24 protein-coding genes are annotated in these 24,490 nt (G+C 49.2%); 6 read left to right on the top strand and 18 right to left on the bottom strand.

Annotated elements, in window-relative coordinates; translation table 11 throughout:
* Positions 1 to 23 precede the first annotated feature (23 nt).
* From KRX19_04965 to argA, 3 genes are all read right to left on the bottom strand, one after another.
* Positions 24 to 647, bottom strand: coding sequence for a glutathione S-transferase (locus KRX19_04965; protein MBV7434374.1), 624 nt, complete (start codon positions 645 to 647; stop codon positions 24 to 26).
* A 79-nt stretch (positions 648 to 726) separates the two neighbouring features.
* Complete coding sequence (locus KRX19_04960; GenBank protein ID MBV7434373.1) at positions 727 to 1,107, bottom strand: hypothetical protein; 381 nt, start codon at positions 1,105 to 1,107, stop codon at positions 727 to 729.
* The gene (gene argA / locus KRX19_04955; protein ID MBV7434372.1) at positions 1,107 to 2,402 is read right to left on the bottom strand and encodes an amino-acid N-acetyltransferase; all 1,296 of its coding nucleotides are present in this window, start codon (positions 2,400 to 2,402) and stop codon (positions 1,107 to 1,109) included. Before argA ends, KRX19_04960 begins: the two co-directional genes overlap by 1 nt.
* Before the next feature lie 224 nt (positions 2,403 to 2,626).
* Here argA and KRX19_04950 point away from each other — a divergent pair, with 224 nt between their 5' ends.
* From KRX19_04950 to KRX19_04940, 3 genes are read left to right on the top strand one after another with little or no spacing between them, the layout of a single operon-like run.
* Positions 2,627 to 3,214 carry a Maf family protein gene (locus KRX19_04950; GenBank protein ID MBV7434371.1) on the top strand — a complete coding sequence of 196 codons (588 nt, stop codon included), beginning with the start codon at positions 2,627 to 2,629 and terminating at the stop codon, positions 3,212 to 3,214.
* 3 nt (positions 3,215 to 3,217) lie between these two features.
* Positions 3,218 to 4,672: an Rne/Rng family ribonuclease gene (locus KRX19_04945; protein MBV7434370.1), complete on the top strand. Its 1,455-nt coding sequence runs from the start codon at positions 3,218 to 3,220 to the stop codon at positions 4,670 to 4,672.
* Positions 4,673 to 4,718: 46 nt separating this feature from the next.
* Entirely contained in the window at positions 4,719 to 5,795 is a 1,077-nt protein-coding gene (locus KRX19_04940) for a hypothetical protein (protein MBV7434369.1), read from the top strand.
* Positions 5,796 to 6,057: 262 nt separating this feature from the next.
* Here the strand turns inward: KRX19_04940 and era are convergent, their stop codons facing one another.
* From era to lepA, 4 genes are read right to left on the bottom strand one after another with little or no spacing between them, the layout of a single operon-like run.
* Positions 6,058 to 6,966 (bottom strand): GTPase Era, encoded by a 909-nt coding sequence (era, locus tag KRX19_04935; GenBank protein ID MBV7434368.1) that lies wholly within the window; start codon positions 6,964 to 6,966, stop codon positions 6,058 to 6,060.
* Entirely contained in the window at positions 6,963 to 7,640 is a 678-nt protein-coding gene (gene rnc, locus KRX19_04930) for a ribonuclease III (protein MBV7434367.1), read from the bottom strand. The genes era and rnc overlap by 4 nt, the downstream gene beginning before the upstream one ends.
* Positions 7,641 to 7,644: 4 nt before the next feature.
* Positions 7,645 to 8,625, bottom strand: a complete 981-nt coding sequence (gene lepB, locus KRX19_04925) for a signal peptidase I (GenBank protein ID MBV7434366.1) — start codon at positions 8,623 to 8,625, stop codon at positions 7,645 to 7,647.
* 12 nt (positions 8,626 to 8,637) lie between these two features.
* Positions 8,638 to 10,437: a translation elongation factor 4 gene (gene lepA / locus KRX19_04920; GenBank protein ID MBV7434365.1), complete on the bottom strand. Its 1,800-nt coding sequence runs from the start codon at positions 10,435 to 10,437 to the stop codon at positions 8,638 to 8,640.
* Positions 10,438 to 10,614: 177 nt separating this feature from the next.
* On the opposite strand from lepA, the gene KRX19_04915 reads away from it, so the two are divergent.
* A complete protein-coding gene (locus KRX19_04915) occupies positions 10,615 to 11,382 on the top strand; it encodes a YrhK family protein (protein MBV7434364.1) in 768 nt (255 codons plus the stop codon).
* On the opposite strand, the gene KRX19_04910 is transcribed toward KRX19_04915, so the two are convergent.
* Genes KRX19_04910 through KRX19_04895 form a run of 4 tightly spaced genes read right to left on the bottom strand, consistent with a single transcriptional unit; the run spans position 11,350 to position 16,194 of the window.
* Complete coding sequence (locus KRX19_04910; protein MBV7434363.1) at positions 11,350 to 12,480, bottom strand: ABC transporter permease; 1,131 nt, start codon at positions 12,478 to 12,480, stop codon at positions 11,350 to 11,352. The genes KRX19_04915 and KRX19_04910 overlap by 33 nt on opposite strands.
* Entirely contained in the window at positions 12,480 to 13,688 is a 1,209-nt protein-coding gene (locus tag KRX19_04905; protein MBV7434362.1) for an ABC transporter permease, read from the bottom strand. The genes KRX19_04910 and KRX19_04905 overlap by 1 nt, the downstream gene beginning before the upstream one ends.
* Positions 13,685 to 14,668: an efflux RND transporter periplasmic adaptor subunit gene (locus tag KRX19_04900; GenBank protein MBV7434361.1), complete on the bottom strand. Its 984-nt coding sequence runs from the start codon at positions 14,666 to 14,668 to the stop codon at positions 13,685 to 13,687. The genes KRX19_04905 and KRX19_04900 overlap by 4 nt, the downstream gene beginning before the upstream one ends.
* Positions 14,665 to 16,194 carry a TolC family protein gene (locus tag KRX19_04895; GenBank protein MBV7434360.1) on the bottom strand — a complete coding sequence of 510 codons (1,530 nt, stop codon included), beginning with the start codon at positions 16,192 to 16,194 and terminating at the stop codon, positions 14,665 to 14,667. The genes KRX19_04900 and KRX19_04895 overlap by 4 nt, the downstream gene beginning before the upstream one ends.
* A gap of 290 nt (positions 16,195 to 16,484) precedes the next feature.
* Between KRX19_04895 and KRX19_04890 the strand changes: the two genes are divergently transcribed.
* Together KRX19_04890 and KRX19_04885 are read left to right on the top strand one after the other, a co-directional pair.
* Complete coding sequence (locus KRX19_04890; protein ID MBV7434359.1) at positions 16,485 to 17,156, top strand: AzlC family ABC transporter permease; 672 nt, start codon at positions 16,485 to 16,487, stop codon at positions 17,154 to 17,156.
* Positions 17,149 to 17,490, top strand: a complete 342-nt coding sequence (locus tag KRX19_04885) for an AzlD domain-containing protein (GenBank protein ID MBV7434358.1) — start codon at positions 17,149 to 17,151, stop codon at positions 17,488 to 17,490. The genes KRX19_04890 and KRX19_04885 overlap by 8 nt, the downstream gene beginning before the upstream one ends.
* Positions 17,491 to 17,502: 12 nt before the next feature.
* Here the strand turns inward: KRX19_04885 and KRX19_04880 are convergent, their stop codons facing one another.
* The 7 genes from KRX19_04880 to greA all read right to left on the bottom strand — a co-directional run bounded on the left by KRX19_04880 (position 17,503) and on the right by greA (position 24,358).
* Positions 17,503 to 18,273, bottom strand: coding sequence for a hypothetical protein (locus KRX19_04880; protein MBV7434357.1), 771 nt, complete (start codon positions 18,271 to 18,273; stop codon positions 17,503 to 17,505).
* A gap of 62 nt (positions 18,274 to 18,335) precedes the next feature.
* Entirely contained in the window at positions 18,336 to 18,590 is a 255-nt protein-coding gene (locus KRX19_04875) for a GlsB/YeaQ/YmgE family stress response membrane protein (protein ID MBV7434356.1), read from the bottom strand.
* A gap of 75 nt (positions 18,591 to 18,665) precedes the next feature.
* The gene (gene miaA / locus KRX19_04870) at positions 18,666 to 19,640 is read right to left on the bottom strand and encodes a tRNA (adenosine(37)-N6)-dimethylallyltransferase MiaA (protein ID MBV7434355.1); all 975 of its coding nucleotides are present in this window, start codon (positions 19,638 to 19,640) and stop codon (positions 18,666 to 18,668) included.
* Positions 19,637 to 21,508, bottom strand: a complete 1,872-nt coding sequence (gene mutL / locus KRX19_04865) for a DNA mismatch repair endonuclease MutL (GenBank protein ID MBV7434354.1) — start codon at positions 21,506 to 21,508, stop codon at positions 19,637 to 19,639. The genes miaA and mutL overlap by 4 nt, the downstream gene beginning before the upstream one ends.
* A 147-nt stretch (positions 21,509 to 21,655) precedes the next feature.
* A complete protein-coding gene (gene bamC / locus KRX19_04860; protein ID MBV7434353.1) occupies positions 21,656 to 22,792 on the bottom strand; it encodes an outer membrane protein assembly factor BamC in 1,137 nt (378 codons plus the stop codon).
* Between the two features lie 51 nt (positions 22,793 to 22,843).
* Entirely contained in the window at positions 22,844 to 23,734 is an 891-nt protein-coding gene (dapA, locus tag KRX19_04855; protein MBV7434352.1) for a 4-hydroxy-tetrahydrodipicolinate synthase, read from the bottom strand.
* Between the two features lie 141 nt (positions 23,735 to 23,875).
* Entirely contained in the window at positions 23,876 to 24,358 is a 483-nt protein-coding gene (gene greA / locus KRX19_04850; protein MBV7434351.1) for a transcription elongation factor GreA, read from the bottom strand.
* Positions 24,359 to 24,490: the final 132 nt, after the last annotated feature.

Here is a 24,490-nt window from a genome sequence, read left to right as displayed (position 1 = left end):
AGAGTTAATGAAGGTGGGTGGGTCTATGAAACGTTTGTCCATTTCTGCATGGCAGGTAAGCTGAACATGCGAGTGCTATAGCTGAACGCTGCTGGCTCAAGATGGTTTAAAAGTTGATAACTGTGAAGGCGGCCGACAACGGGTGCAAAGAAAGCATCGACAGCACTAAAGGCGTTACCTGCAAGGAATGAGCCATCGAAGCATTGTAGTCCTTCGCACCACAACTCGTTGATTCGTTCGATGTCCTGGCGCAGTTCTTCGTTGACAGGCGGTGATTCAGTCACATCAAGACGGTAACTGCATTGCTCGCGCAAGGCTGCAAAGCTACTGTGCATTTCAGCAGCGGCGCAACGCGCCCATGTGCGCGCCTTGTCATCTTGCGGCCAGACACCTTGATGGCGTTCAGCGAAGTATTCGGTGATAGCGAGGCTGTCCCAAACTACGGTATCGGCATCGATGAGGACGGGAATGCGTGCATTGGGTGAAAACCGGCGCCATTGAGCTCTTTGTTGTTCCAGATTGCTTTGGAAATCATGGGAGATTTCCTCAAACGGTGTATCCAGCTGGCGCATGAGTAGCCAAATGCGAAACGACCAGCTTGAGCTATGGGTGTTATCACTGCGGCTGCCGACGTGTAACTGATACATTTTATGTTTCCTTTTCAAGGATTTATAGTGTGTATTGTGGTCTAAATGAGGCAGTGAAACAGGCAAACAAGGTTGTTTTTTATGTGACTGTATCCTTGGGCGCTACGATAGCGTAGTGAGCTTGGTTACGGGCGTGGATGAGTGATGTGGCAGCGACGAGTATAAGGAAAAGTACGGGAATGAAGAGCAGGATTTGCTGGATGACAGAAAGGTCGCCACGGTAGGGATAAATATGGGTGACAAAGACGAGGATAATGTTGATGATCGCAAGCGTGAGCCAGCCTTTGTGCCAGCCGGTGAGTTGCAGGGCGCTGTTGCAGTGCGGGCAGTGTTGGGCGGGGGCGGGTGTGATGCCGTACCACGGTAATTTGCCGTGATACGGTTGTTTGACCAGCTGTTGTGGTTTGAGTGGCTGCTGGCAGGCGGGGCAAGGTAGCGCTTTGATGGTGAGTAGTGCCATTAGAGTATTTTAAGGTAGGGGCGGGAATTGCGCTGGTAGTTATAAGTTTGGCGTTTCCCGACGGGTAGCTCCTCTATGCCAATCAGAGCGAAGCCTCGTTCTTCAAACCATTGGGCGGTTTGGGTGGTGAGGATGAATAACTTTTCGATCCCGCGCTTTTGCGCTTCTTGTTCAAGAGCTTCAAGCAGGTGGTCAGCACGGTTGTTTTTGCGGTAGTCCGGGTGGACGACAACGCAGGCAAGCTCTGCACTTGCTTCTTCCGGATAGGGGTAGAGTGCGGCGCAGCCAATGATGGTGTGGTCGCGCTCAAGGACGTAAAAATGCTCGATTTCCATTTCCAAATGTTCGCGCGAGCGCTTGACGAGTACGCCTTGTGCTTCCAGTGGGCGAATGAGGTCGAGCAGGCCGCCGATGTCGTCGATGGTGGCTTGGCGCAAGTTGTCGTAGTGATCCGTGGTGACCATGATGCCGTCGCCATCCCGGGTAAAGAGTTCAAGCAGCAAGGCTTCGGGGTTGTCCCGTTCGATAAGATGGACGCGCCGTACGCCGGCCTCGCAGGCTTTGGCCGCAGCGTGTAGGCGCTGGCGTAGCCATGGTTGCTGTGGGTCGTCATAAATATTGGCTTGCGCCGGCGTGAGCTGACGTGATTGTCCGCTGCGGGTATAGGCATTGATGGCGTCGGTAACGTAGATGAGCTTATCAGTCTTCAAAGTAACGGCGACATGCGCAGCAACTTCTTCTGCGTTGAGGTTATAGAGTTCTCCAGTGGGTGAGTAACCCAAAGGGGAAAGTAAGACGATATTACCGAGATTAAGCTGCTGACGAATGGCTTCATGGTCAATGCGGCGAATAATGCCAGCAAGGCCGAAGTCGTGGCCATCTTGTACGCCGACAGGTTTGGCGGTGAGAAAATTGCCACTGGCAACGCGTACAGATGCACCTTGCATGGGTGAGTTGACCATGCTCATGGATAGAGCCGCTTCAATGCGTAGGCGTAAGCTACCAACGGCATCGAGTATATACGGCATCATGTCGCGAGTGGTGATGCGTTTGTCGGCAAAAATGGTCGAAGAAATACCAGCCCGTTCGAGATGAGCATCAATTTGCTGGCGCGCACCATGGACGAGGACGAGGTTGATGTTGAGGCTATGGAGCAGAGCGCAGTCGTGAAGCAGCTTTTTCAGGTGTGGGTGTGCGAGATCGCCGTCAAAAGCGATGACGAAGGTCTTTTTGCGGTGTGCGTGGATGTAGGGTGCTGCTTGGCGAAAAAAAGGTAAAAAAGATTGGCTGGTCATGCGGCTGTCCCGTGCGTATTGTCTGTATTGGTGCATGATAAGTTAAGTCTTGCCGATCTGTCACTTCGCCTGTTGTATAAATTCTATACGCTGCGCTGTCTGTGGTGGGTATTCTCAGCTTGCTATTACATACTGATGGTAACGGACATTGGCGAAGGTCTTTTTGTGCTTTATGGCCATAGCTTGCATAATAAAAAAGAATTTTTGTGGTAAAGGTCGTTTTCATGAACTTGATTCTCGCTTCTGCATCTCCACGCCGTCGTGATTTACTTGCGATGCTTGGTTTGTCTGCACGACAAATTGCCGCAGATGTTGATGAATCATTGCCACTCGGCACGTCGCTTAGCGATGGAGTTAAGCTGTTGGCCGAACGTAAAGCGCTTACTGTGGCGCAATTGCATCCACATGCAGTGGTGCTTGCAGCTGATACATTGGTCGCGCTGGATGGCCGGTTATTCGGCAAGCCACAAACAGCGGATGATGCGCGGGAAATGTTGCGCACGCTTGCCGGCACACAACACGAAGTTGCGACTGGGTTTTGCATATGCCAGGGTGAGCGAGTAGTGGTGGATGTTGTCGTCTCACGAGTGAGGATGGTGCCATTTGATGAGGCATTGATTGATGCCTATATCGCCAGCGGAGAACCGTTTGGTAAGGCCGGTGCGTACGCAGTACAGGGTAAGGGTGCGGTATTGGTGGCGCATATAGAGGGTGATTTTTTTAACGTGGTCGGTTTGCCGCTTTCAAGCGTGGCAAAGGCGCTGCGTAGCTTCGGTGACAATGAATTTTTACAGGCTTTTGCAGGAACATAAACTATGGAACGGTATAACACCGAGATTTTAATCAACCATACTAGCTATGAAACGCGGGTAGCGATTACCGAGGCTGGCGTATTGCAAGACGTCATGGTTGAGCGTGAGCGCCGCCGTGGTATCGTCGGCAATGTCTATAAAGGTAAGGTGCAACGTGTCTTGCCCGGTATGGATGCTGCATTTATTGATATCGGGTTGGAGCGTACCGGGTTTTTGCACTTGAAAAACGTGGTGCGGCGTGGTGACAAGATGCCAGAGCGGATCAATGATGTGCTGCGTGAAGGGCAATCCATTTTGGTACAGGTGCTCAAAGATCCGATTGGCACCAAAGGTGCGCGCCTGACGACGGAGATTTCAATTCCATCGCGCTTTCTCGTCTTCTTGCCTAATGCTGATGATATTGGTGTGTCGATCAAAATTGCCTCTGAAGCACAGCGCCAATCTTTGCGCGAGTTGATGGTCGGCTTCCATCAAGGGCGGCAGGGTGGCTTCATCGTGCGTACTGCTATTGAATCGGCAGATATTTGGGCGATGCGTGCAGATATGCAGTATTTGCAGCGCTTATGGGAATCTATCTTACATGCGCAGCGCTTGGCGAAGCCCGGAACCCTGATTTATCGTGATTTACCATTGTATTTGAAAGTGCTTCGTGACTACGTTTCACCAGAGGTTGGGCGAGTCGTGGTTGATGATGCACTTGCTTATGAAGAAATGGCTGTGTTCGCCGGCAACTTTTTGGTTGAGATGGCGGATCGCTTGCAATTCTATCAGGGGGATCGCGATTTATTTGATCGCTTTGGCGTCGAAGAAGAAATCAGCCAGTCACTCAAGCGCCATGTGCCACTCAAGTCCGGCGGTTATCTGATTATTGACCAAACTGAGGCCATGACGACGATTGACGTCAATACTGGCGGTTACGTCGGTAAATTATCGCAGGACGATACCATTTATCGAACGAACCTTGAGGCAGCACGCGCCATTGCACGCCAGCTGCGCTTGCGTAATCTTGGCGGGATCATCATGCTTGATTTTATCGATATGGTAAAGCCGGAGCATCAGCAGGGGGTTAAAGATGCGCTGCTTGACGCACTGGCAGGTGATAAAAGCAAATACACCATCAGCCCGATTTCACCACTCGGCATCATCGAGATGACGCGCAAGCGCACGCGTGAGAGCCTGCGTCAGGTGATGTGCGAAACTTGCCCATCATGTGAAGGGCGTGGTTATGTGAAAAGTACGGAAACGATTGTTTATGAAGTATTCCGCGATCTGATGCGTGAAGCGCGGGAATATAAACCACAGATTCTGACCGTTATTGCGGCGCCGGAAGTGATCGACTTTATCCGTGAAGAAGAATCCTTGACGTTTTCAGACTTGCAGATTTTGCTCAAAACTCCAGTACGGCTACAAAGTGATCCAACTTATGCACCAGGTCATTTTGACATTGCGTTGAGTTGAGGGAATCTTTGTGAGAGAACCCATACCATGCCCACGATGCGAGCGAATGAAGTATTTTGAAGGGCTTTGCTATAGCTGTGATCGTATGGCCAAAAAGGTGAGTTATGAGGCAATGGGCGATGAAGAAAGGGCATGCGCAGTTAAAAATGTAGCTGAAGCAATCCGTCAGGGGCGAGATATAAATGATACCGGCTTTATGCAGCTGCTCGCGTATTGTGATATTGATACACGGTCAATTGCCGATGCAGCTGTAGAAGCTTTGTGCGATCCGGCTTTATTTCGTAAGGCTTGCTATTATCCGTATGCTATTTATAAGGATGCGTCGCCAGAAGTGCGAGAGTGGCTGATTGCACAATTGCTTGATCCTGAATGCAAAAATGCTAATGAAATTTTGTGTTACCTTGCAGAAATTGGTGATGAACGAGTGCGTACAGTCTTTTATCAGCTAGAGCACAATCCTTTACCGTGGCGGCAGAGTTTGTATGTTGATCCCTCCGTTTATGCGCAAGGCGGCGGTTGGACGTTCGACGAAAACGGTAAAAAAATCGAACTGAATTATCCTGTGTGTTATGCCATTGAACCACAGGAAACGGCTGATAGCGCATTGACTGTGTGTGAAAAAATTGCTGGTGAGTGTAGCGTATGCAGTAGTCAGTTGGTCAATATTTTGGTATTGGATGGCCGGGACGAACGCTTGGCTTTTCTTGGCATTGATGGCCAAATAAAGCTACCGTTATGCCCACTGTGCGCGAGCATGAGTGATAAAACAGTGATTCGCTATCAAGTGGATGGTGCAGGTTCGTTTGAAGTGGTTAACCCTTTCGGTGATCAAGGTGGTTTTCTTGATGAAGATATCGCGCTGTTGACGAATAACAAACTCGGCTTATCCGCTAAACCTAAGCCGCTTTATTATGCATACGGCTTTGATGAATTGTCGATTATCGGTGGGCGGCCAGACTGGGTTCAGGACTGGCAATATGAACAGTGCCCGGATTGTGGCAAATACATGCGCATGATGGCCATGCTGTCTTGGGCGCAGCTTCAAGAATATGGAGAGGGGAATTTGTATATCGAAGTGTGTACGGATTGTTCAGTGGCCGTGGCCTTCCATCAGCAGACTTAAACTCTTTTAACGCCGTTAGCTATATACTATAGGCTGATGGCAAAAGATATAACCTATTGATTTTTAATTTATTTTTAATGGTTTGGTGAGGCGTTGACATTTTTTCTACGCCTCGCTATTGGATGGTGTTAATGGTTTGATATGGCATATTCAGATCAAACCGTGGTGCTATACCGTCAAAATTATTTTAGTGGCTAGAAATTCGGATCAATAAGTCACACAGGGCAAATTAATATCTATTTGTGAAGAGGGAACGGGGCTGTTATTCCCCGTTGCCATAACCCATACTTTGGATGATTTGATCGTCATCACGCCAGTTTTCACGAACTTTAACCCATGTGCGCAGCATAACTTTCTTTTCAAGCATTTTTTCCAGATCTTCTCTTGCACGCTGACCGATCAGCTTGAGGGTTTTGCCGCCTTTGCCGATGACCATGCCTTTTTGGCTATTGCGCTCGACCAAAATTGTTGCGTCAATTTGCGCTAATGTTTCCTCGTCGTTGTAGCGTTCGATGATCACGCCGAGCTCATAGGGTAACTCTTGATGTAAATAGCGGAAGCACTTTTCACGAATGGTCTCAGCCGCCATAAAGCGCATACCGGCAGTGGTGATTTGGTCTTCCGGGAATAGCCATTCTTGTATCGGGAGATATTGGCTGAGGGTCTTTTCCAATGCATCAATGTTGGTATCGTGCTGTGCTGAAATTGGTACGATTTCTTGCCAGTCGCCGTGCCCGTGGATGGCTTGTAGTGCTTCGAGTAAGTGGCCTTTGTCTTTACAACGGTCAATTTTATTGAGGACGTGCAAGCGTGGCATATTCAGTTCGCTGATGCTTTGTGCAATATGCGTGTCTTCATCCGTCCAACGCCCAAATTCACTGACGTGGATGATGACGTCAACATATTCCATGCTTTGCCATGCGGCGCGGTTCATTTGGCGGTTAATCGCAGTTTTACGTTCTTGGTGAATGCCAGGGGTATCGACGAATACCATCTGCGTATCGCCAACTGAGTGGATGCCGAGTAAGGCATGGCGGGTGGTTTGTGGTTTATTTGAGGTGATGGCAATTTTTTGCCCGATCAGATGGTTGATCAGGGTAGATTTGCCGACATTTGGGCGACCGACAACGGCAATATAGCCGGAGCGGGTAGATTCTGTGGTGTTGGTCATGCTTTTCCTTGGTAGCGTTCTAGCAGCATTTCTGCGGCTTTTTGTTCGGCTTTTTTACGGCTGCCGCCGCTGGCTGTTATGGTGTAATGCTGGCTGCTGACGGTGATGTCAAATTCACGGGCATGCTCAGGGCCGCGCTCAGCGCTGACCTCATAGTCAGGCAGGGGCAGGCCGCGGCCTTGCAGATATTCTTGCAGGCGAGTTTTGGCATCCTTGAGATCTTCTGCTTCAGGAAGTTGTGCCAGTACGTCTGAGAAGATATTTAAGGTAAATTTGGTGCATTGAGCAAAATCGCTGTCGAGATAGACTGCGGCGATGATGGCTTCAATGGCATCGGCGAGGGTTGAGTCTCGGCGCTTACCGCCACTTTTTCGCTCACCGGGGCCGAGCAACAATGCATCGCCAACCTCAAGAGACTTTGCTAGCGCCGCGAGTTGATTGCGGTTAACGATGCTGGCACGGATGCGAGTCAGGTCACCTTCAGGTGCATCAGGTTTTAATGTATAGAGCTCAGCGCTGATGATTGTTTCAAGCAGTGCATCGCCAAGAAACTCAAGTCGTTCGTTATGCTCGGGGCTATGGCTGCGGTGGGTGAGCGCTTGCCTGAGCAGGTTGATATTGTGAAATTGGTAAGGCAGGCGCTTTGCTAGCGCCAGCCATGGTTGCTTGCTCATACGATTATTCAATACTGTTGCCAATGCGATCGCAGTTGCCTTTGCCGAGTACGCAGTCGCTGTTCATCCAAATGAACAAGGCTTTACCAACGATGTTCTTTTCCGGAACAAAGCCCCATGCAGTTGGGGATGCCGGGTTGTCGTCATTCCACATGCGCCCATCACGTGAGTTATCACGGTTATCACCCATGACGAAGTATTCTCCCTCAGGAACGGTAAAGCTGCCTTTGGCGCGGTTACGCATCGCGCTGTTGTGCGCAAATTGAACGAGGTGTGGGTGGCCTTCAAGATCTTCACGGTACCAATCATAAAGCCCTTTTTCTTCTACTGGAGTGAGCTTTTGCTGTTCGCCATTGATGACCAACATGCCCTGATTGAAGCTGATTTCGTCTCCCGGCAGGCCTATCACGCGCTTGATGTAGTTCAAATTAGGGTTGTTGGGGTAACGGAATACCATGACGTCTCCGCGCTTCACTTTGCCTGTCTCAATAATTTTGGTGTGAAAGACCGGTAGGCGGACACCATAATCGTATTTGCTGGTGAGAATAAAGTCCCCAGCTTGCAGGTTTGGTTCCATGGAAGCCGATGGAATTTTAAATGGCTCATAAAGGAATGAGCGTACAAACCAGACGATAAACAGTATCCAGAACAGGCCGCTGAAAAATTCGATGAATTTTTCCTGCCCGTAGCATGGGCGCTTGAGCCAATAAAGTTCGTTGCCGGCAAGAGGCTGTTGCAGCTCGAGCTTGCGCATGATGTGCTCAGCGAGTGCCATGTGCTTTTTCTTCAAGCCACTTTTGGTCACGGCATGAATGCGCTCGGCATAGTCATGGCGGTCAGTCGCATCTTCACGCTGTTGCTTGAAGCGTTTGTAGAGACGGTTGCGCTCTTTGCGATAAGTGAAGCCGTCAATAATGTAGAACACAAGGCAGATAATGACTGCGAGAGTGAGGATGAGCTCAAAATGTTCCATAAAGGCTTGCATGATTATTCCTGATTAATTGCTGTTGTTGTCAACTTTAAGTACGGCGAGGAAAGCTTCCTGCGGAATTTCCACGCTACCAACTTGCTTCATGCGCTTTTTACCTGCTTTCTGCTTCTCGAGCAACTTACGCTTCCGTGAGACGTCACCACCATAACATTTGGCAAGAACGTTTTTACGCATGGCTTTGACCGTTGAACGCGCGACGATACTGCTGCCGATAGCGGCCTGAATGGCCACTTCAAACATCTGCCGCGGGATGAGCTCTTTCATGCGCTCGACCAGTTCTCGGCCGCGAGATTGTGCGTGCTCTTTGTGTACGATAATTGACAACGAATCGACTTTGTCTCCATTGATCAGTACATCAAGGCAAACCAGCTTGGCCGGTTCGAAGCGTTGGAATTCGTAGTCGAAGGATGCAAAGCCACGGCTGACTGATTTGAGGCGGTCGAAAAAGTCGAGTACGACTTCACTCATCGGCATTTCAAATTTGAGCTGGACTTGCCCCCCAGCGTATTGCATGTCTTTCTGCGTACCGCGTTTTTCAATGCACAACCCCATAACGGCGCCGAGATAATCTTGTGGCACGAGAATATTGGCAACGATGATTGGTTCGCGAATTTCGGCAATTTGGTTGGTCGGCGGCAATTTGCTCGGGTTATCGATAGAAATGACTTCGCCGTCTGTGGTTTCAACTTGATAAATAACGGTTGGGGCAGTGGTGATCAGGTCGAGATCATACTCGCGCTCAAGGCGCTCCTGGATGATTTCCATGTGCAGCATGCCGAGGAAGCCGCAGCGGAAGCCAAAGCCAAGTGCTTGCGAGGTTTCTGGCTCGTAGAACAGCGATGCATCGTTGAGGCAGAGTTTCGACAGTGCTTCGCGTAGATTTTCGTAGTCGTCGGACTCGACAGGGAATAAGCCGGCAAAGACGCGCGGCTGTACCTGACGGAAGCCGGGTAGGCGCTCTGCGGTTGGGTTGGCTGCATCAGTTAGCGTATCGCCTACCGGAGCACCGTTGATCTCTTTGATTCCGGCGATAATAAAGCCGACTTCACCAGCATGTAGTGCATCGCGCTCAAGTGGCTTGGGTGTAAAAATACCGACTTTGGTGATGAGATGGTCATCGCCTGTACTCATAACGCGCATTTTTTGTCGGGTTTTGAGTGCGCCGTCGAATACACGTACCAGCGATACAACGCCGACATACGGGTCAAACCACGAGTCGATAATTAGGGCTTTGGCCGGAGCATCAGGATCACCTTGTGGTGGTGGAATTTTTTCAATCAGCTGCTCAAGTAGTTCCTCGACGCCAATACCGGTTTTCGCACTGACTTGCAGGGTTTCTTCGGTATCAAGGCCGATGATGTCTTCTATCTCTTCCATCACGCGTAGCGGTTCGGCGGAAGGTAGATCAATTTTGTTCAGCACTGGCAGCACTTCGAGGTTTTGCTCGATGGCGGTATAGCAGTTAGCAACCGACTGCGCCTCTACACCTTGTGCCGCATCGACGACCAATAGCGCACCTTCACAAGCATACAGTGAGCGCGAGACTTCATAGGAAAAGTCGACGTGGCCGGGGGTGTCGATAAAATTGAGTTGGTAAGTTTCACCGTCTTTCGCTTTGTAGTTTAGCGAAACAGATTGCGCTTTAATGGTAATGCCGCGCTCGCGCTCAATATCCATCGAGTCGAGTACCTGCGCGGACATTTCACGCTCGCTCAAGCCACCACAGACCTGTATGAAGCGGTCAGAGAGGGTGGATTTGCCGTGGTCAATGTGGGCGATGATGGAAAAGTTGCGGATGTGCTGCATATATCGGTCTGCGCTGAAATTAAAAGGGCGACAGTATAACAAAATCGGGCCATGTTCGCTTTTGTAAAGTAGTAGTTTACGTTAAGTCATTTTCCGGGGTGATTGGATAGGGTAAGTCAGGTTGTTCTGCTGATTCGTTTATACTGTTTGATTATTGTTTGTTTTCAGGTCTCATCCATGCCTCATCTGGTTACTGCTCGCCCACGTTTGTTCCATCCTGTGCACAATGAACGCTGGTTCATCATCAATGCGTTTATGTATAAGTTTGGTGGCGTCGTGTTTGTGATTGGCAGTGTTTTGTTTTTACCTTATTTTTCAGCGTATGTTACGACAGCTGATTATTTGTTTTTCATTGGCTCGCTGTGCTATTTGCTGGTGACGGGGCATGACTTGCGAGAAACTCGCCATTACTGGCAGGTGCACCCAACGCGTACTAATGCGATGCGTATCGAACTTTTGGCCGTATGGTGCTATTTTTTCGGCAGTATCTTGTTTACTATCGGCAGCCTGTGCTTTTTGCCGCAGCTAAACCTCGAAAATGTGGGGGCGTGGTTGTTTATCATTGGTTCACTGTTATTTATCGTTGGCGCATGTGCCAATTTTATGCAGCTGATCCAAGCACCGGATGCGCTCTATATTCAGTTATACAATTTTACGTTGGTGACGTTCATCGTCGGGTCGGTGCTGTTTTTATTTATGACTGTGCCGTATTTGCAAAGCTATGATGCGGCTGATACGGGAAGCGCGTATAACCTCGCTGCAACCGGGTTTATTATTGGCAGCATATTATTTCTACTAGGCGGCATATTTATTTACTTGCGTTATATCAAAGAGGGGCAGCTCACCCAGCATGCGCCACTAAGCAGTATGGAGCGACAGTTCATTGCTGCGGTAAAAGCTGAGTTACCCACGTCAATCGTGGCGGCCCACTCTGATAAGCAGTAGATAGGCGCACAAGCCAAGTATAGCGAGGCCGAGTAAGTAATGAAGGTTGTCGTGAATAGTTGCGTTCATTTGATTGAAGTGGATACCGGCTTGAATTGCGGCCGTTGATGGGGTTAGCCAACGGGCGTATTGCAAAAATTCCGGCATGGCATTGAGTGGCCAGGAATAGCCACTGACAAAAAATAATGGCAATGAGCTAAAGGTGAGTATTTGCAGGGCGCGCTCACGCACTTTGAACCACAGCCCGAATAAGCAGCCCAATGCCGCGGTTGTGGTCGAGAACAAGACAATCAGGATAAGGTTGCCGAGTGGATTGCCGCCGCGGGCAAAGTCTTGGATGACGAATACCCAGCCGGTATAGAAGACGGCCATAATCATGTTAATGCTCGCCAAGGCGAGAACGCGCCCGGCCCAGACGGTGGCCGTGGCTGCAACGCGACGTTGTTCGGTTAAGGTGCCGATAAACAGCGCCGCGCCGATGAGTAGGGTTTGCTGTAAGATCAGCCATGAAACAGCGGGCACAATATAATTGCCGTAGCCTTCATTGGGATTATACAACGGATTGATTACCAAGGGGACCGGGTCACGGATAAATGTGGCTTGTTCTCCACCGATGCCTTGGGCGGCTAATCGCTTGAGCTCAATACCAGCAGATACAGTACGCACAGCGCCGAGCATACCGGTTAGTGCGGATTTCCCGAGCAGTAAATAAGCACCGTTCACTTGCCCCGGCAAAATGACTTGGTTGCCAAGAAAGACGTCACTTTGCAGCCTTTCAGGGATGGTGAGATAGCCTTCAATTTTGCGCTGTACGAGGTCGTGGTAAGCGGAGCGTGTATCAGGGTATTGCTTGAGTACGAGATTGGGGCTGGCTTCGGCAAAGCGGATAATTTGCCGAGCAAGATCACTGCGATCATTATCGATAATACCGATGGTACTCTGGCGCACAATTTGCGGTGAATAAGGCCACGGATAATAAAAGCCGTAAATAATTGGCGCAACGATCAGCATTAGTACCACGGCTTTGTCGCGTAGCATCATACCCAAGGTAACAAAATAGCTCTTAAGCAAGCCTTGGTTAGCAATGTTATGTGCCATTACCGGCCTCCCCAGCGCTGCGGATTGAGCAAAGCACGGTAGGCGAAGCCATTAGCCACCAACAGCAAAATGATGTTTGCAACAGCCATTCCGGTCACAATTGGCAGCACCATTTGCCACGATACTTTCATGTCCACCAGCATAACCTGTACGTGGAGGTAGTGGGTGAGGGGAAGTATATTGGCAATGATTTGTGCGCCATCAGGCATGAGGTGCAAGGGGAAAGTCATGCCGCTGAAGGCATAGGATGGTGCTGTGATGATTGCGGTGGCTGATAGACCCATCCGCAAGGAAATAGGTACAGCGGTTAAAAATACGCCCAACCACAGCGAGATGGATATGAGGCAAATATAGGCAATGAAGCACATCCACCATGATGACGGATTGATGGCGTGATAGTAGGTGATCAGCGATAAAAAAATCGCGCCCCATAGGGTGTGGCAGAAAAACGTCCAGAACATTTTGCCGTGCATAAAGGAAATCATGCCAATATAACTGCGTCGTGTGCCGAATTCTCGCTTCAAACTACCGCGGTAGCGGGTACGCAAAGTTTTGTCGCGCAGTTCTCGCCCCATACTATAAGCACCAGCGATAGTGGCGAGGACGTGTAATAGGGCTGGAATTAACGTTGCAGCGATAAAAGATTGATAGTTGGTGGTGATATTAAATCCAAATGGCGCATCAACGACCAACGGGCGAATATTGGCCATGATTTTTTCTGGTGGCTCGCCGAGTGCCAAGCGCACCTTCTGCTCAACACCGGCAGAAAATGTACCTACGGCAGTGCGTACATCGCGTTGAATGATGCCGGAGTGAGTGCCGTATTGCGCGTTGACCATCAGATTGACTGGTGTAGAACGGCTGCTTTTAATGTTGCGGCTGAAATCGTTTGGAATGGTGACGACTGCATATACTGTACCGGCCTGGATGGCATTTTTTGCTTCCAGAGTACTCAGTGGTGCCATGGTAACGGCAATGCCGCGCGAAGCGTCGAGCATACGGATTAACGTCCGTGATTCAGTGCTGCGATCTTGATCAACTACAGCAATTGGAATGTTTTCCGGTTGCGCCGCTGCAAAAATCCACCACAGCATGAAAATAGAAATCAGTGGTAGCCAAACCAGTACTGCTTGATCCCAGCGGCTGCGCACCAAATAACGCCATTCAAGGCGGGCGCTGCGCTGAAATGTTTGAAACCAGCCGCTCAAGCGCCCTCCGGCAGGCCGACCAATACACTCATACCCGGGCGCATACCTTCAATGGGCTGGTCTGGACGTGCTTTGACTTCAAAAGTACGCATGTCGTAGCCTTCATTGTTGCGCGTAGGGCGCCAAATGGCGAAGTCCGGTAATACCGAGCTGGTGAATACGGTGAAATCGACTTCACGATTTTGCAGTGCCGGGATGCGCCCGGTAAAGGTGCTGTTCAAAGCGAAATGGCGGATATAGTCTTCGCGAATGTTGAGTACCAGCCATTGGTCATTCAAGTCAACGACGCTGATCACTGGGACACCTTGCGGCATGAGCTGGCCAGGATTGGGGATGACGTTAGCAACTTCACCCGCTATTGGGCTTTTTAAGCGGCTTTCATCGCGAGCAATTTCAGCCTGAGAGACTTGCGCCGCAACCGATTGGGCCTGGGATTCTGCGGCTTCGATGTCTTCAGGTCTGGCGCCAGCGCGTGCCATGTCATATTGTGCTTTGGCGGCTTCACGTTGTTCTATGGCATTGCGGTATTGTGCGTAGGTTTCGTCACGCTTCTGCTTGCTTAACAAGCCTTCGTTAGCGAGCTTACTGACGCGCTGCCATGATTCTTCGGCAAAATTGGCACCAGCTTTGGCGCGCTCATATTGCGATTTGGCCATCTCTATTTCTTGAGGACGGGCACCTTTGCGCGCTTTGTTAGCGACTGCTTCTGCAGCTTCATAGCCTGCTTTGGCTTGCTCGACTTTGGCATCTATTTCCGGCACGTCCATATCCATAATCAGTGTGCCGACATCTATGTGGTCACCTTCCTGTACATAAATATTGGCCACACGACCGGGAACTTTTGCGCCAATGTCGGTGGTGCGCGCTTCAAGCTGGCCTTGAAAAACGATTGGCTGAGGTGCGGTTGCTTTCATATAACCGAATACAGCGATAGCTACCAGAGCCATGAGCAGTACGGCGGCAAAAAGTTTTTTGATCATAAGGTTGCCTCATCAATATGTACATCAGCGTTCACCTGATAATCAATGAACGTTTCGGGAATACCTGCACTTTCGAGCAGTTGCGATAGTGCCAAGACATAGTCATATGCAGCTTGGGCACGCTCAGTGCGAACACGCGCGAGATTGGTGTCGGCATCAATGGCGTCCAGTGCTGTCGCAAGGCCTTCGGCAAAACTGCGCGAAGCCAGTCGGGTTTGCTCACGAGCGAGCGCCATTTGCGCATCGTAAGAGGCAAAGCGGGCAAGTGCATCTTGTACGCTAAGCCAGTTTTTTTCGACCAATAGTTGGATGTCTGACTGTGCTTGTTCACGAACAGCTTGGACTTGATCAAGCTGAATATTTGCTGCTTTGATCATTTTGCTGCGATCGACACCGCTAAATAGTGTATAGCGAACGTTTACGCCGATCAGCCAATTGGCATCGTGTGCTTTTATGTCGTGACGACCCAGAACATTAATGGTTGGTTTAAATGCGGCTTCGCTGAAGGTGCGCATTGCTTCAACCTGTTGCTCTTTGGCATCAATTTTGGCAAATCCCGGGAAGTGCTCAAGTGCTTGCTGTTGATACCAGTCGAGAGGCTTGAGGGCATTGGTATTGACGAACAAAGCCGTTGCAGGGTGTGCCATATTTGCACCGACCAATCGGGCTAGGCCGGCAGTGGCAAGCTTGGATTTGTTTTCTGCTGCTTCGAGATTGTCTTTTGCTTCGGCGAGTTTGGCGCTGGCTTCAAGGCGTTCATTGCGTGCAATTAAGCCTTCATCCAAAAAGCGCTGCGCCATGTGATCGTGCTTGGCGATGGTACTTACCGCTTGGGCGCGGACGGATTCAGCCAAAATAGCCAGCTGAGTGCCGAAGTAACGTTCGACCAATGTACTGTAGAGCGTATCTTCGGTTGTGCGTAGCGTACTTTGTGCTTCACTGGCGCGTGCACCCACAAAATCTTTTACGGCGCCTAGGCGACCACCAGAGTAGGCCGGCCAAATAACGCTCAGTGCGGCATTGGTGTAATTGTCTTTTTTATGTAGGTGAATGCTGTCTGGCAAGATATTGCCTGCATTACTGAAATCTGGTGGCGGTGGTAGGCCGGGAATCGGGGGAAGTTGCCCGAGTACGCCATCTATTTGTGCGCCAAGAGCATCAATGCGCTGTTGTACTTTTTCTGTGCTGATATCAGCGTGAATACTGTAACGTGCTGCTGTGCCGCTGATGGATAACCATGGCAAATTAATGCCTTCTATAGCTTCGCGCTGTAGCGCCTTTGCGGCAACATCTGCTTGATCGGCGCGCAGCTTTGCGGAGTTATTCCGGGTGCGCTGAAGTGCATCGGCAAAGTTCATTGCTGAAGGATGAATCTCTGTCGGTGGTTTGGCAATATTAACCTTGGGTATGGCCTCAGCTACATTCTGCTGTGGCGATGTACTTTGCTGCGACAAGCAGCCGCTTAGTGCTAAAGCGCATAGATAAAGCGCTGTGAGGCGCGACACTGATTTGAGTTGGTGGTTCATCTGGCTGCGGCTCGGGGTTAATCAAACTAACGTTTTATTGTACCAAGTTACAGGGATTTTGTCCTAATATATCTAGAAGGATACTTTCTCTGCAAGAGTGAAAGTTTTTTGTTTGATTATTTATCAATATGATTTTATTTGTATATTTTTTAATAGTACCGTGGTGAGACGACAAAATAATCATTTTATGAGCATAAAAATTTTAAATCATGGCGGCATGTTTTGCTTTACTTGGTAGGAAGGAAAAGTTATTGTCTGCGCCAAGATGACTTTTCTCATAAGGCGTACGTATGATGAACATGCCATGGCGGCGTGCTTTTGCTTTGTCTTTACCAGTGATGATGGGCTATGTCCCTTTGGGTATGGCTTTTGCCGTTCTGTGGGTACAGCAAGATTTGCCTTGGGCGTACGGGCTTTTGGCTAGCGTTGTTCTTTATGCCGGTGCAATGCAGTTTCTCATTGTCGGGCTCTTTGCTGCCGGTGCAGATTGGGGAGCTATTGCTTTGGCTACGCTAGCCGTCAATGTGCGTCATATTTTCTATGGTTTATCCTATCCCGTCGCTGCTTTGCGTGGGCATCCGTTTGGGCGATTTTACGCAATGTTTTCTCTGACTGATGAAGCGTATTCACTGGTTGCACAGCAGGGTGAAGAGGCTGAAGGTGATTTGTTGATTGCATTACAGATGTTGTGCCAGAGTTATTGGCTTATGGGGACAATACTTGGGCTGGTTTTGGGTATGCTGATTCCGGCTTCCGTGATTGGGTTTGATTTTGCACTTGCTGCGCTATTTGTGGTGCTTGCCCAGTCGCATTTTTATCACCGTGATCGCCGCCTGGCGATGCTGATGGGGTTGGTTGCTATCGTCCTCGCACTGGGATTATTTAATGATCAGGTGCTGTCGATGGCGATTGTCTTTTTCTTAGCCATGCTGATAATTTACCCGAGAAAGCAACATGTCTGATCAGCATATCTACCTACTCGGCGGTATTTTTATTTCTGCTGCGCTCACTTTTGCCTTACGTGCGTTTCCCTTCGCGTTGATGCGGGTTGCTCAGCGTCATGATCGTTTATTTCGCTTTCTCGGGCGAGTGATGCCGCCAGGTATGATGGTTATATTGGCCATTTATGCAGCAGTTTCTCTGCGTTGGTCAGGAGCAGGGCAAGCCGGAGTAAGTATTGTGGCACTGCTGGTCGTTATGGTGCTTGAGCATATTAAGCGTCAACCACTGCTGAGTATTGGTGTTGGCTTGGCCGTTTATATCACCGGGCAAAGCCTTTTAGCCAATGTTTTATAGTGCTTGAGTTGCTCAAGGGTAAGCAGCGAGTTGTGAATATGCGTAGGTGAAGGAGAGTTCACGGCTGATCAGGTTGCCATCAATGATTCTATCAGGGTTGATGGTGTTATTCGCAAATTGAGGTACCGCGGCATGATGGCGCTGTGCCTGCATTCGGTAATAGTCGTGGCGTGAGATATGGTCAGGGTGAACGAGGTTATAAGTTTGCCCTTGTTGTGTATTTTCGGAAAGTACGGCAAGAATAGCGTGGGCAATATCATGGTAATGAATGAGGTTGAGGCGTTGGTCTGGTTGATCACAAGGCTCACCAAGCCACTGTTTGCCCGGGATACGCTCATCACCAATTAAGCCTCCACAGCGCAGAATCGTTGTGCCTGGGTGTCGGCTGCGCAATTCTTGCTCAGCTTGATAAACGATACTATCGGCATCAGGCACACTGCTTTCATCATAGTGGCCGGGCTGTTGTGGATATACACTTGTGGAGCTGATCATGATGCAATGGCCGGTAACGCTGAGTGCTGAAGCTAAATTAGCCATATATTGTGGATAACGTGTGCGTATCCCGGCATTTGGCGGCATAGCAATGAGTGCATGATCGGCTTTATTAATGGCGCTTGGGAGTGCCTGATTCGTCCAGTCGAAGCAGTAGGCTTCGATCGGTAACTGAGCGGCACTGTCTGCATGGCCAGTGGTGCCAATGAGTGCGTAATCTTTTTCTAAGTAGGCAATCAGCTTTTTACCTAGCCAGCCACAGCCGATAATGGCGATCGTTTGTTTGTTCATTGTGTCGGTACTTTGAATAGAAAAAAGCGCCGCTTAGGCGACGCTTTGAGTAAATGCAGTGTTTAGCCTCGCTTGATCAGCCCGATCAAAAATAATAATACAACTGCGCCGACAGTTGCTGTGACGATTGATCCAATATTCAGGCCGGTCGCCTCACCACCGATGCCAGTATAGTTGGCAAGGAAACCACCGATAAAGGCACCAACGATACCAACGACGATGTTGCCAATGGCACCAAAGCCATGACCCTTGACGATTTGGCCAGCTAACCAGCCAGCAATCGCGCCTAAAATCAACCAAATAATAAAGTTAATCATCTGTTTCTCCCAAATTGACTATCTAATTAAATCGTTTAATAATTCCAAACGTTGGCTAGAATAGCGGAATGCAATTTATTTTTTTATTGCCATCGCGTCATCATCAAGCCAGCTCGATATTTGGCTGAGGATGTGTGTGGAAGGTGTCTCAAGCGGATCAAATAAGACCGGCGTAAGGTGCTCACGCAGTCGATTACGCATCCAGGTGATTTGCCGCTTGGCGAGTTGGCGGGTGGCGATAATACCGAGCTCTATCGCCTCATTGCGACTGTGTGCGCCATCGAGGTATGCCCACAATTGGCGGTAGCCGACGGCACGCATGGAAGGGTGCTCAGCGGTTAGGTGTGGCCGGTTACGGAGTTCAGCCACTTCGTCGATAAATCCGGCGTCTATCATGATGTGAAAGCGCTCGGCTATCCGGCGATGTAATGCATCACGTGCTGGCTCAAGGCCAATGCTGAGCGTTGGCCATGAAGGACGAGAGGTACGCTGTTGCTCAAACAGCTCACTGGGTGTTTTTCCTGTTGTTTCAAGTAATTCCGTAAAGCGAATAATACGTTGGCGGTCATTGGGTGTGAGTTTGTCAGCTGCATATTGGTCAATGCTAATGAGGTACTGATAAAGTGGCTCTAGACCATCTTCGGTAATACGCTGCTCAATAGCTGTGCGAATAGCAGGATCTGATGCAGGTAAGTCTGCAAGGCCGCCAAATAGTGCATGATAGTAAAGCATAGTGCCGCCAACCAAGATTGGAAGGCGTTTGTTTTTGTGTGCCAGTTCGATTAGTTGAGTTGCATCATCGGCAAAATTGGCTGCTGAATAGCTCTCTTCAGGCTCTAAGATATCTATCAAAGCATGTGGATAGCGGGCAAGGGTATCCACATCCGGCTTGGCACTGCCTATATTCATATGGCGATAAATTTGTGCAGAATCGACACTGATCAGGTCGCAAGGATATTGATCAGCCAATTGCATGGCGAGGTCTGTCTTGCCAGAAGCGGTTGGGCCAAAAATACAGAGAACTGGCGCTCGGTCAGTTTGTACTATCATTGGCCACGCATGAATAATTTATCGAGTTGATCCATGCTGAGGGTTGTCCAGGTTGGGCGACCATGGTTGCATTGCCCGGCTGAAGGGGTGCGCTCAATATCACGCAGTAGTTGGTTCATTTCGTTAATACTGAGTTGATCGTTAGCGCGAACGGCACGGTGGCAGGCCATGGAAGAAAGAATCTCGTCTTCCATGCGTGAAATGGCTGTTGTGGAAGGGTATTCACGCAACTCATCGAGTACGAGTTGCAAAATATCTGCAGCAGCAATACGGCGCAGAATGGCTGGAACGCTGTTGAGCTCAATATGGGTATCGCTCAGGCGATAATCGAAGCCCAGTTTGCTCAGCCAGCTTTGGTGGGTGAGCAGAACATCGTGATCTGCATCGGTGAGAGGAAAGCACTGTGGCATCAATAAACGCTGTGCAGCTGGTTCTTGAGCACGCAGTTGAGCTTTAAACCTCTCGTAAACAATACGCTCATGTGCTGCGTGCATATCAACTAGCACAATACCTTGAGTATTTTGTGCGAGGATGAATACACCGTGGATCTGTGCCAGTGCATAGCCAAGCGGGTGTTCGTTCTCTGCTGCGCTATCGGCTCGTCCAGTCGGTTGTGAGTAGGGCTGAGGCTCTCTGTGCTGATGGTCAAAGCTGCTGGCCCATTGGTAATAACGCTGACTTTCATTCAGGCTGCCAGCTGATGAACTGCTCTGCGGTGGTCCGCTGCTAAAACTAAACGGGGTTTGTCGTGTGGCTGGTGAGCTAGTTATAGGAGAAGCAGTCTGTCGCGGCATTTGCTGCTGTAGCGATGGTTGTTGCTGCTGTATTGGCTGATCATTGAGTACTGGTTTTTCAACGCCTTGTAATGCATTGTGTGGTCTGTGACCGCGAAGAGCATGATTGAGCGTTGAGTAGATAAAGTCATGGGTCATGCGCGCTTCGCGGAAGCGAACTTCGTGTTTGGCCGGGTGTGCATTGACGTCGACCAAAGTCGGGTCGAGCTCAAGGTGCAGGACAAAAATAGGATGCCTGTTGTTGTAAAGTACATCTTTATAGGCTTGGCGGATAGCATGAACGATGACTTTGTCACGAATCATGCGCCCGTTGATAAAAAAGTGCTGTTTGTCAGTCTGTGTGTGGCTGTAAGTTGGAAGGCCAACCCAGCCCCACATGCGTAACTCATTGGTGCTGGCATCAATGGGAACAGACTGCTCAAGCATCTCTTCACCCATCACTGAGCTAAGGCGTTCTGCTGCACTGTCGCCTTGGTAAGTAGCCATCGTACGGCCACCATCACGGAGAACAAAAGTACAATTATTGCTGCTCAATGCCAGCTTTTGAATCAACTGCTGAATGTGAAAGCGCTCGGTACGTTCACTTTTAAGGAATTTCTTTCGTGCCGGTGTATTGTAAAACAGGTCACGGATCTCGACCGTAGTGCCTTGTGGATGAGCAGCTGGGCTGATATCCATACTGAGATGTGGTGTAATTTGCCATGCGTGCTCGCTGTTTATTGCACGGCTGGTCAATGTGGTTTTTGAGACCGAGGCAATACTTGGCAGTGCTTCACCTCGAAAGCCCATCGTTCGAACTTGCTCAAGGTCATCGAAGCTGGCAATTTTACTTGTTGCGTGGGTTGCAAAAGCGAGAGGAAGATCGTCTTTTTCGATGCCTGAACCGTTGTCGCGTACGCGGATCAGCTTGCCACCACCATCTTCAATATCAATTTCGATATGTGTTGCGCCAGCGTCAAGTGCGTTTTCAACGATTTCTTTCACAACTGATGAAGGCCGCTCAATGACTTCACCAGCTGCGATTTGGTTGATCAGTTCGTTGGGCAGTTGTCGAATTCGGCGAGGTTGGTTCATATTGGAAATTGATTGGGTTGTATCTGTTGACGTATTAATTTACGGATATTTTAGATGCTTAGTCTTGCACGTGTTATCACGAGCTTTGCAATGTAAATGCCACCTGTAGGAGATACAGGTGGCGAGATTTTACTTGGATTTAGGCTATTACATTGTGGCGTAAATTGCCTCGAGGATTTGCGTTGCCTGAGCAGGTGATGCATTGCTGCCATCAGCATTTTGTACTAATGCAATGCTGTGATCACCTTGATCTGCTAAGCGGACAAGGTAGATCGGCTGGTTGTCATAGTTTGTTGCTTGGTTGCTATTGCCCCATAGCTTATCCCAAAGGCCGGGGTCAGCCTGAGCTTGAGATTGAGGCTGATATTGGACGCGGTAGGCACCGTTATTAAAATCAGCATCCTGAATGGCAAAACTTGCATTGTCCAAGCCAACAGCTAAAGCACGCCATGCTTGATCGTAGCTGCCATTGAAAATCAATGCGCTGTTGCCATTTTGCAATTGACCAAGCTCAACAAAGCGAGTTGCACCGGTTTGCTGGATTTGGTCATTACTGACCTGATCTTGGCGGCGCAGTTCGTTGGCAATGTAGATAGCCAAACGACGCGTCATTTCCAGCTGTAATTCAGGGTTGTCATTGTCAGTGATTTGCCACGTGTAGCCAGCAATTTCTTTTTTGCTCATACCCTCGTATTCTGCTTTTTCGACACTTTGTGTATAGACAAGGGTAACCACCGTTTGTCCAACATCATTGCGCGCGAAGCGAATACGGTAGCGGTCACGCTCGCCAGTATCAGAAACAAAGCCGAGGAGGCTGTCTAGTAGTCCACCTAAGCCGGTTGATGGCAGATCAGCTTGATTTAGCAGCCAATCTGTTTCCATGATACCTATTGATGGCTCTTCTACCGCGAGACGGATACCATTTTGGTTCCAGTAGCGCTTAACCGCACGCCAGACAACTTCAGCAGGTGCATTGATGACGATATAAGGCAGCTGTCCATTTTGCTCAATAACATCAACGCCTTCAAGTGGTGGCAATACTTCAATCATGCCGCGTTGATTACGCTGAACACGCTCTTCAGTATATGCATTGTAATTGGCAATGGCTGATGGATTGAGATCAGGGATGTTGTACTGGCTGTCGATAGTTGCGCCGAGTAAGTCCGGCGGGACTTCTAAAGAGTTTTCCAAACTACTGGTTCGATAATCCGGGCGCCGGTCGGGAATAATTTCACTGAGATTGCCGCCAGAGCCACACGCTGTTAAGCCGAGGGCTATAGTCATAGCCATGCCGAATTTAATATGTTTTTGCACGCTGGATTTCCTCTAGTGTGTTTATTTGATACCCGCAGCATTGAGCGCGGTCTGAACGGTTTGCTGCAGTGAGTCTTCTAGTTCGACTAACGGCAGGCGGATGCCATTGTCTATCTTGCCCATGTGCATTAATGCCCACTTGGCTGGAATAGGGTTGGCTTCACAAAATAATGCGTTGTGTAGCTGCTGGAGGCTTTTATCTGCCTCAAGGCAAGCATCTTTATTGCCTTGTAGGCCTGCTGTGATCATTTCATGCATCAAGCGAGGCGCAATATTGGCGGTAACCGATACGACGCCATCAATAAGCCCATCGCATAGCGCTTGAGCAGCAAGACCGTCTTCGCCAGATAGAATGACAAATTGACCATCACTTCGTTCTTCCCCGAGCTCGAGATTGAGCTCTTTGAGGCGCTCATAGGTACTTGCTTCCTTGATCCCAATAATATTACTGATTTTGCTCAGTGCGGATACGGTTTCAGGAAGAATATCACTACAGGTTCGCCCAGGCACATTGTAGAGCAATAACGGTAAAGGCACTGCTCGGGCGATTTGCTCGAAATGCGCATACAGACCACGCTGTGGAGGTTTGTTGTAGTAAGGCGCAACTTGTAGCGTTCCATCTACACCGCTTTGGTATGCAGATAGGGATAACTCTATGGCTTCACGGGTCGAGTTTGCCCCAGCGCCTGCGATAACGGGAATTCGTTTGTTCACGATTTCTACGGTGAAGCGTGTTACTGCTTTGTGCTCATCGTAGGTGAGCGTTGCTGATTCACCAGTCGTACCAACCGATACAATGGCATCAGTGCCTTCGCTGAGATGCCATTCGATCAGCTTTTCCAAACGCTGCCAGTCTATTGCGCCGTCGCTGAGCATTGGTGTAACCAATGCGACCATTGAACCTTGGAACATACCTATCCTTATAATCCTTCAAGCTGACCATGTTATGCGTTTTGCCGGGGCAAAATCAAGTTTCACCATAGCTTTTAACCGTGATCACAAAAAGTTAGCACTGAGTAATCAGTGAGATTTGGTCAGTGCAAACACGGAGTATCATGCGCGGTAATGTACGGCGAGTATTTCCAAAGTTTTATTGCCACCGGGTACGGTTACATCGACAGTTTCGCCTTCTTCTTTACCCATTAATGCACGTGCGATTGGCGAAGTATTAGACAGTAGGCCTTTTTTGATGTTTGCTTCGTCTTCGCCAACAATCTTGTAAGTCATTTCTTCTTCGCTGTCTACATCCATCAGTTCGACAGTTGTTCCGAAGACAACTTTACCATTTTGTGGCAGGGTAGTTACGTCGATAACGTGAGCATTGCCAAGTTTGTATTCGATTTCCTGAATTCGACCTTCGATAAAACCTTGTTCTTCACGTGCTGCGTGATATTCAGCATTTTCTTTGAGATCACCGTGCTCACGTGCGTCAGAAATGGCATTGATGACGCGAGGGCGATCTTCGCCTTTGAGTTTTTCGAGTTCTGCACGAAGTGCATCTGAACCAGCTTTAGTCATTGGAATTTTTTGAGCCATGATTACCTCAATGGTATTGTGGGTTTGATTTGATGCGTGGCAATTTTGTTACTTGCCATCGCAAAGCCATAAATAAGAAAGAAGCCTTGCCGGACAAGCAAGGCTTCCTGATGCTGCGTATTATAACGCAAA

Source organism: Cardiobacteriaceae bacterium TAE3-ERU3, assembly GCA_019218315.1.
Lineage (GTDB): Bacteria > Pseudomonadota > Gammaproteobacteria > Cardiobacteriales > Cardiobacteriaceae > JAHUUI01.
Note: the sequence above shows the minus strand (reverse complement) of the source record. Positions and strands in the feature narration are given on the sequence as shown.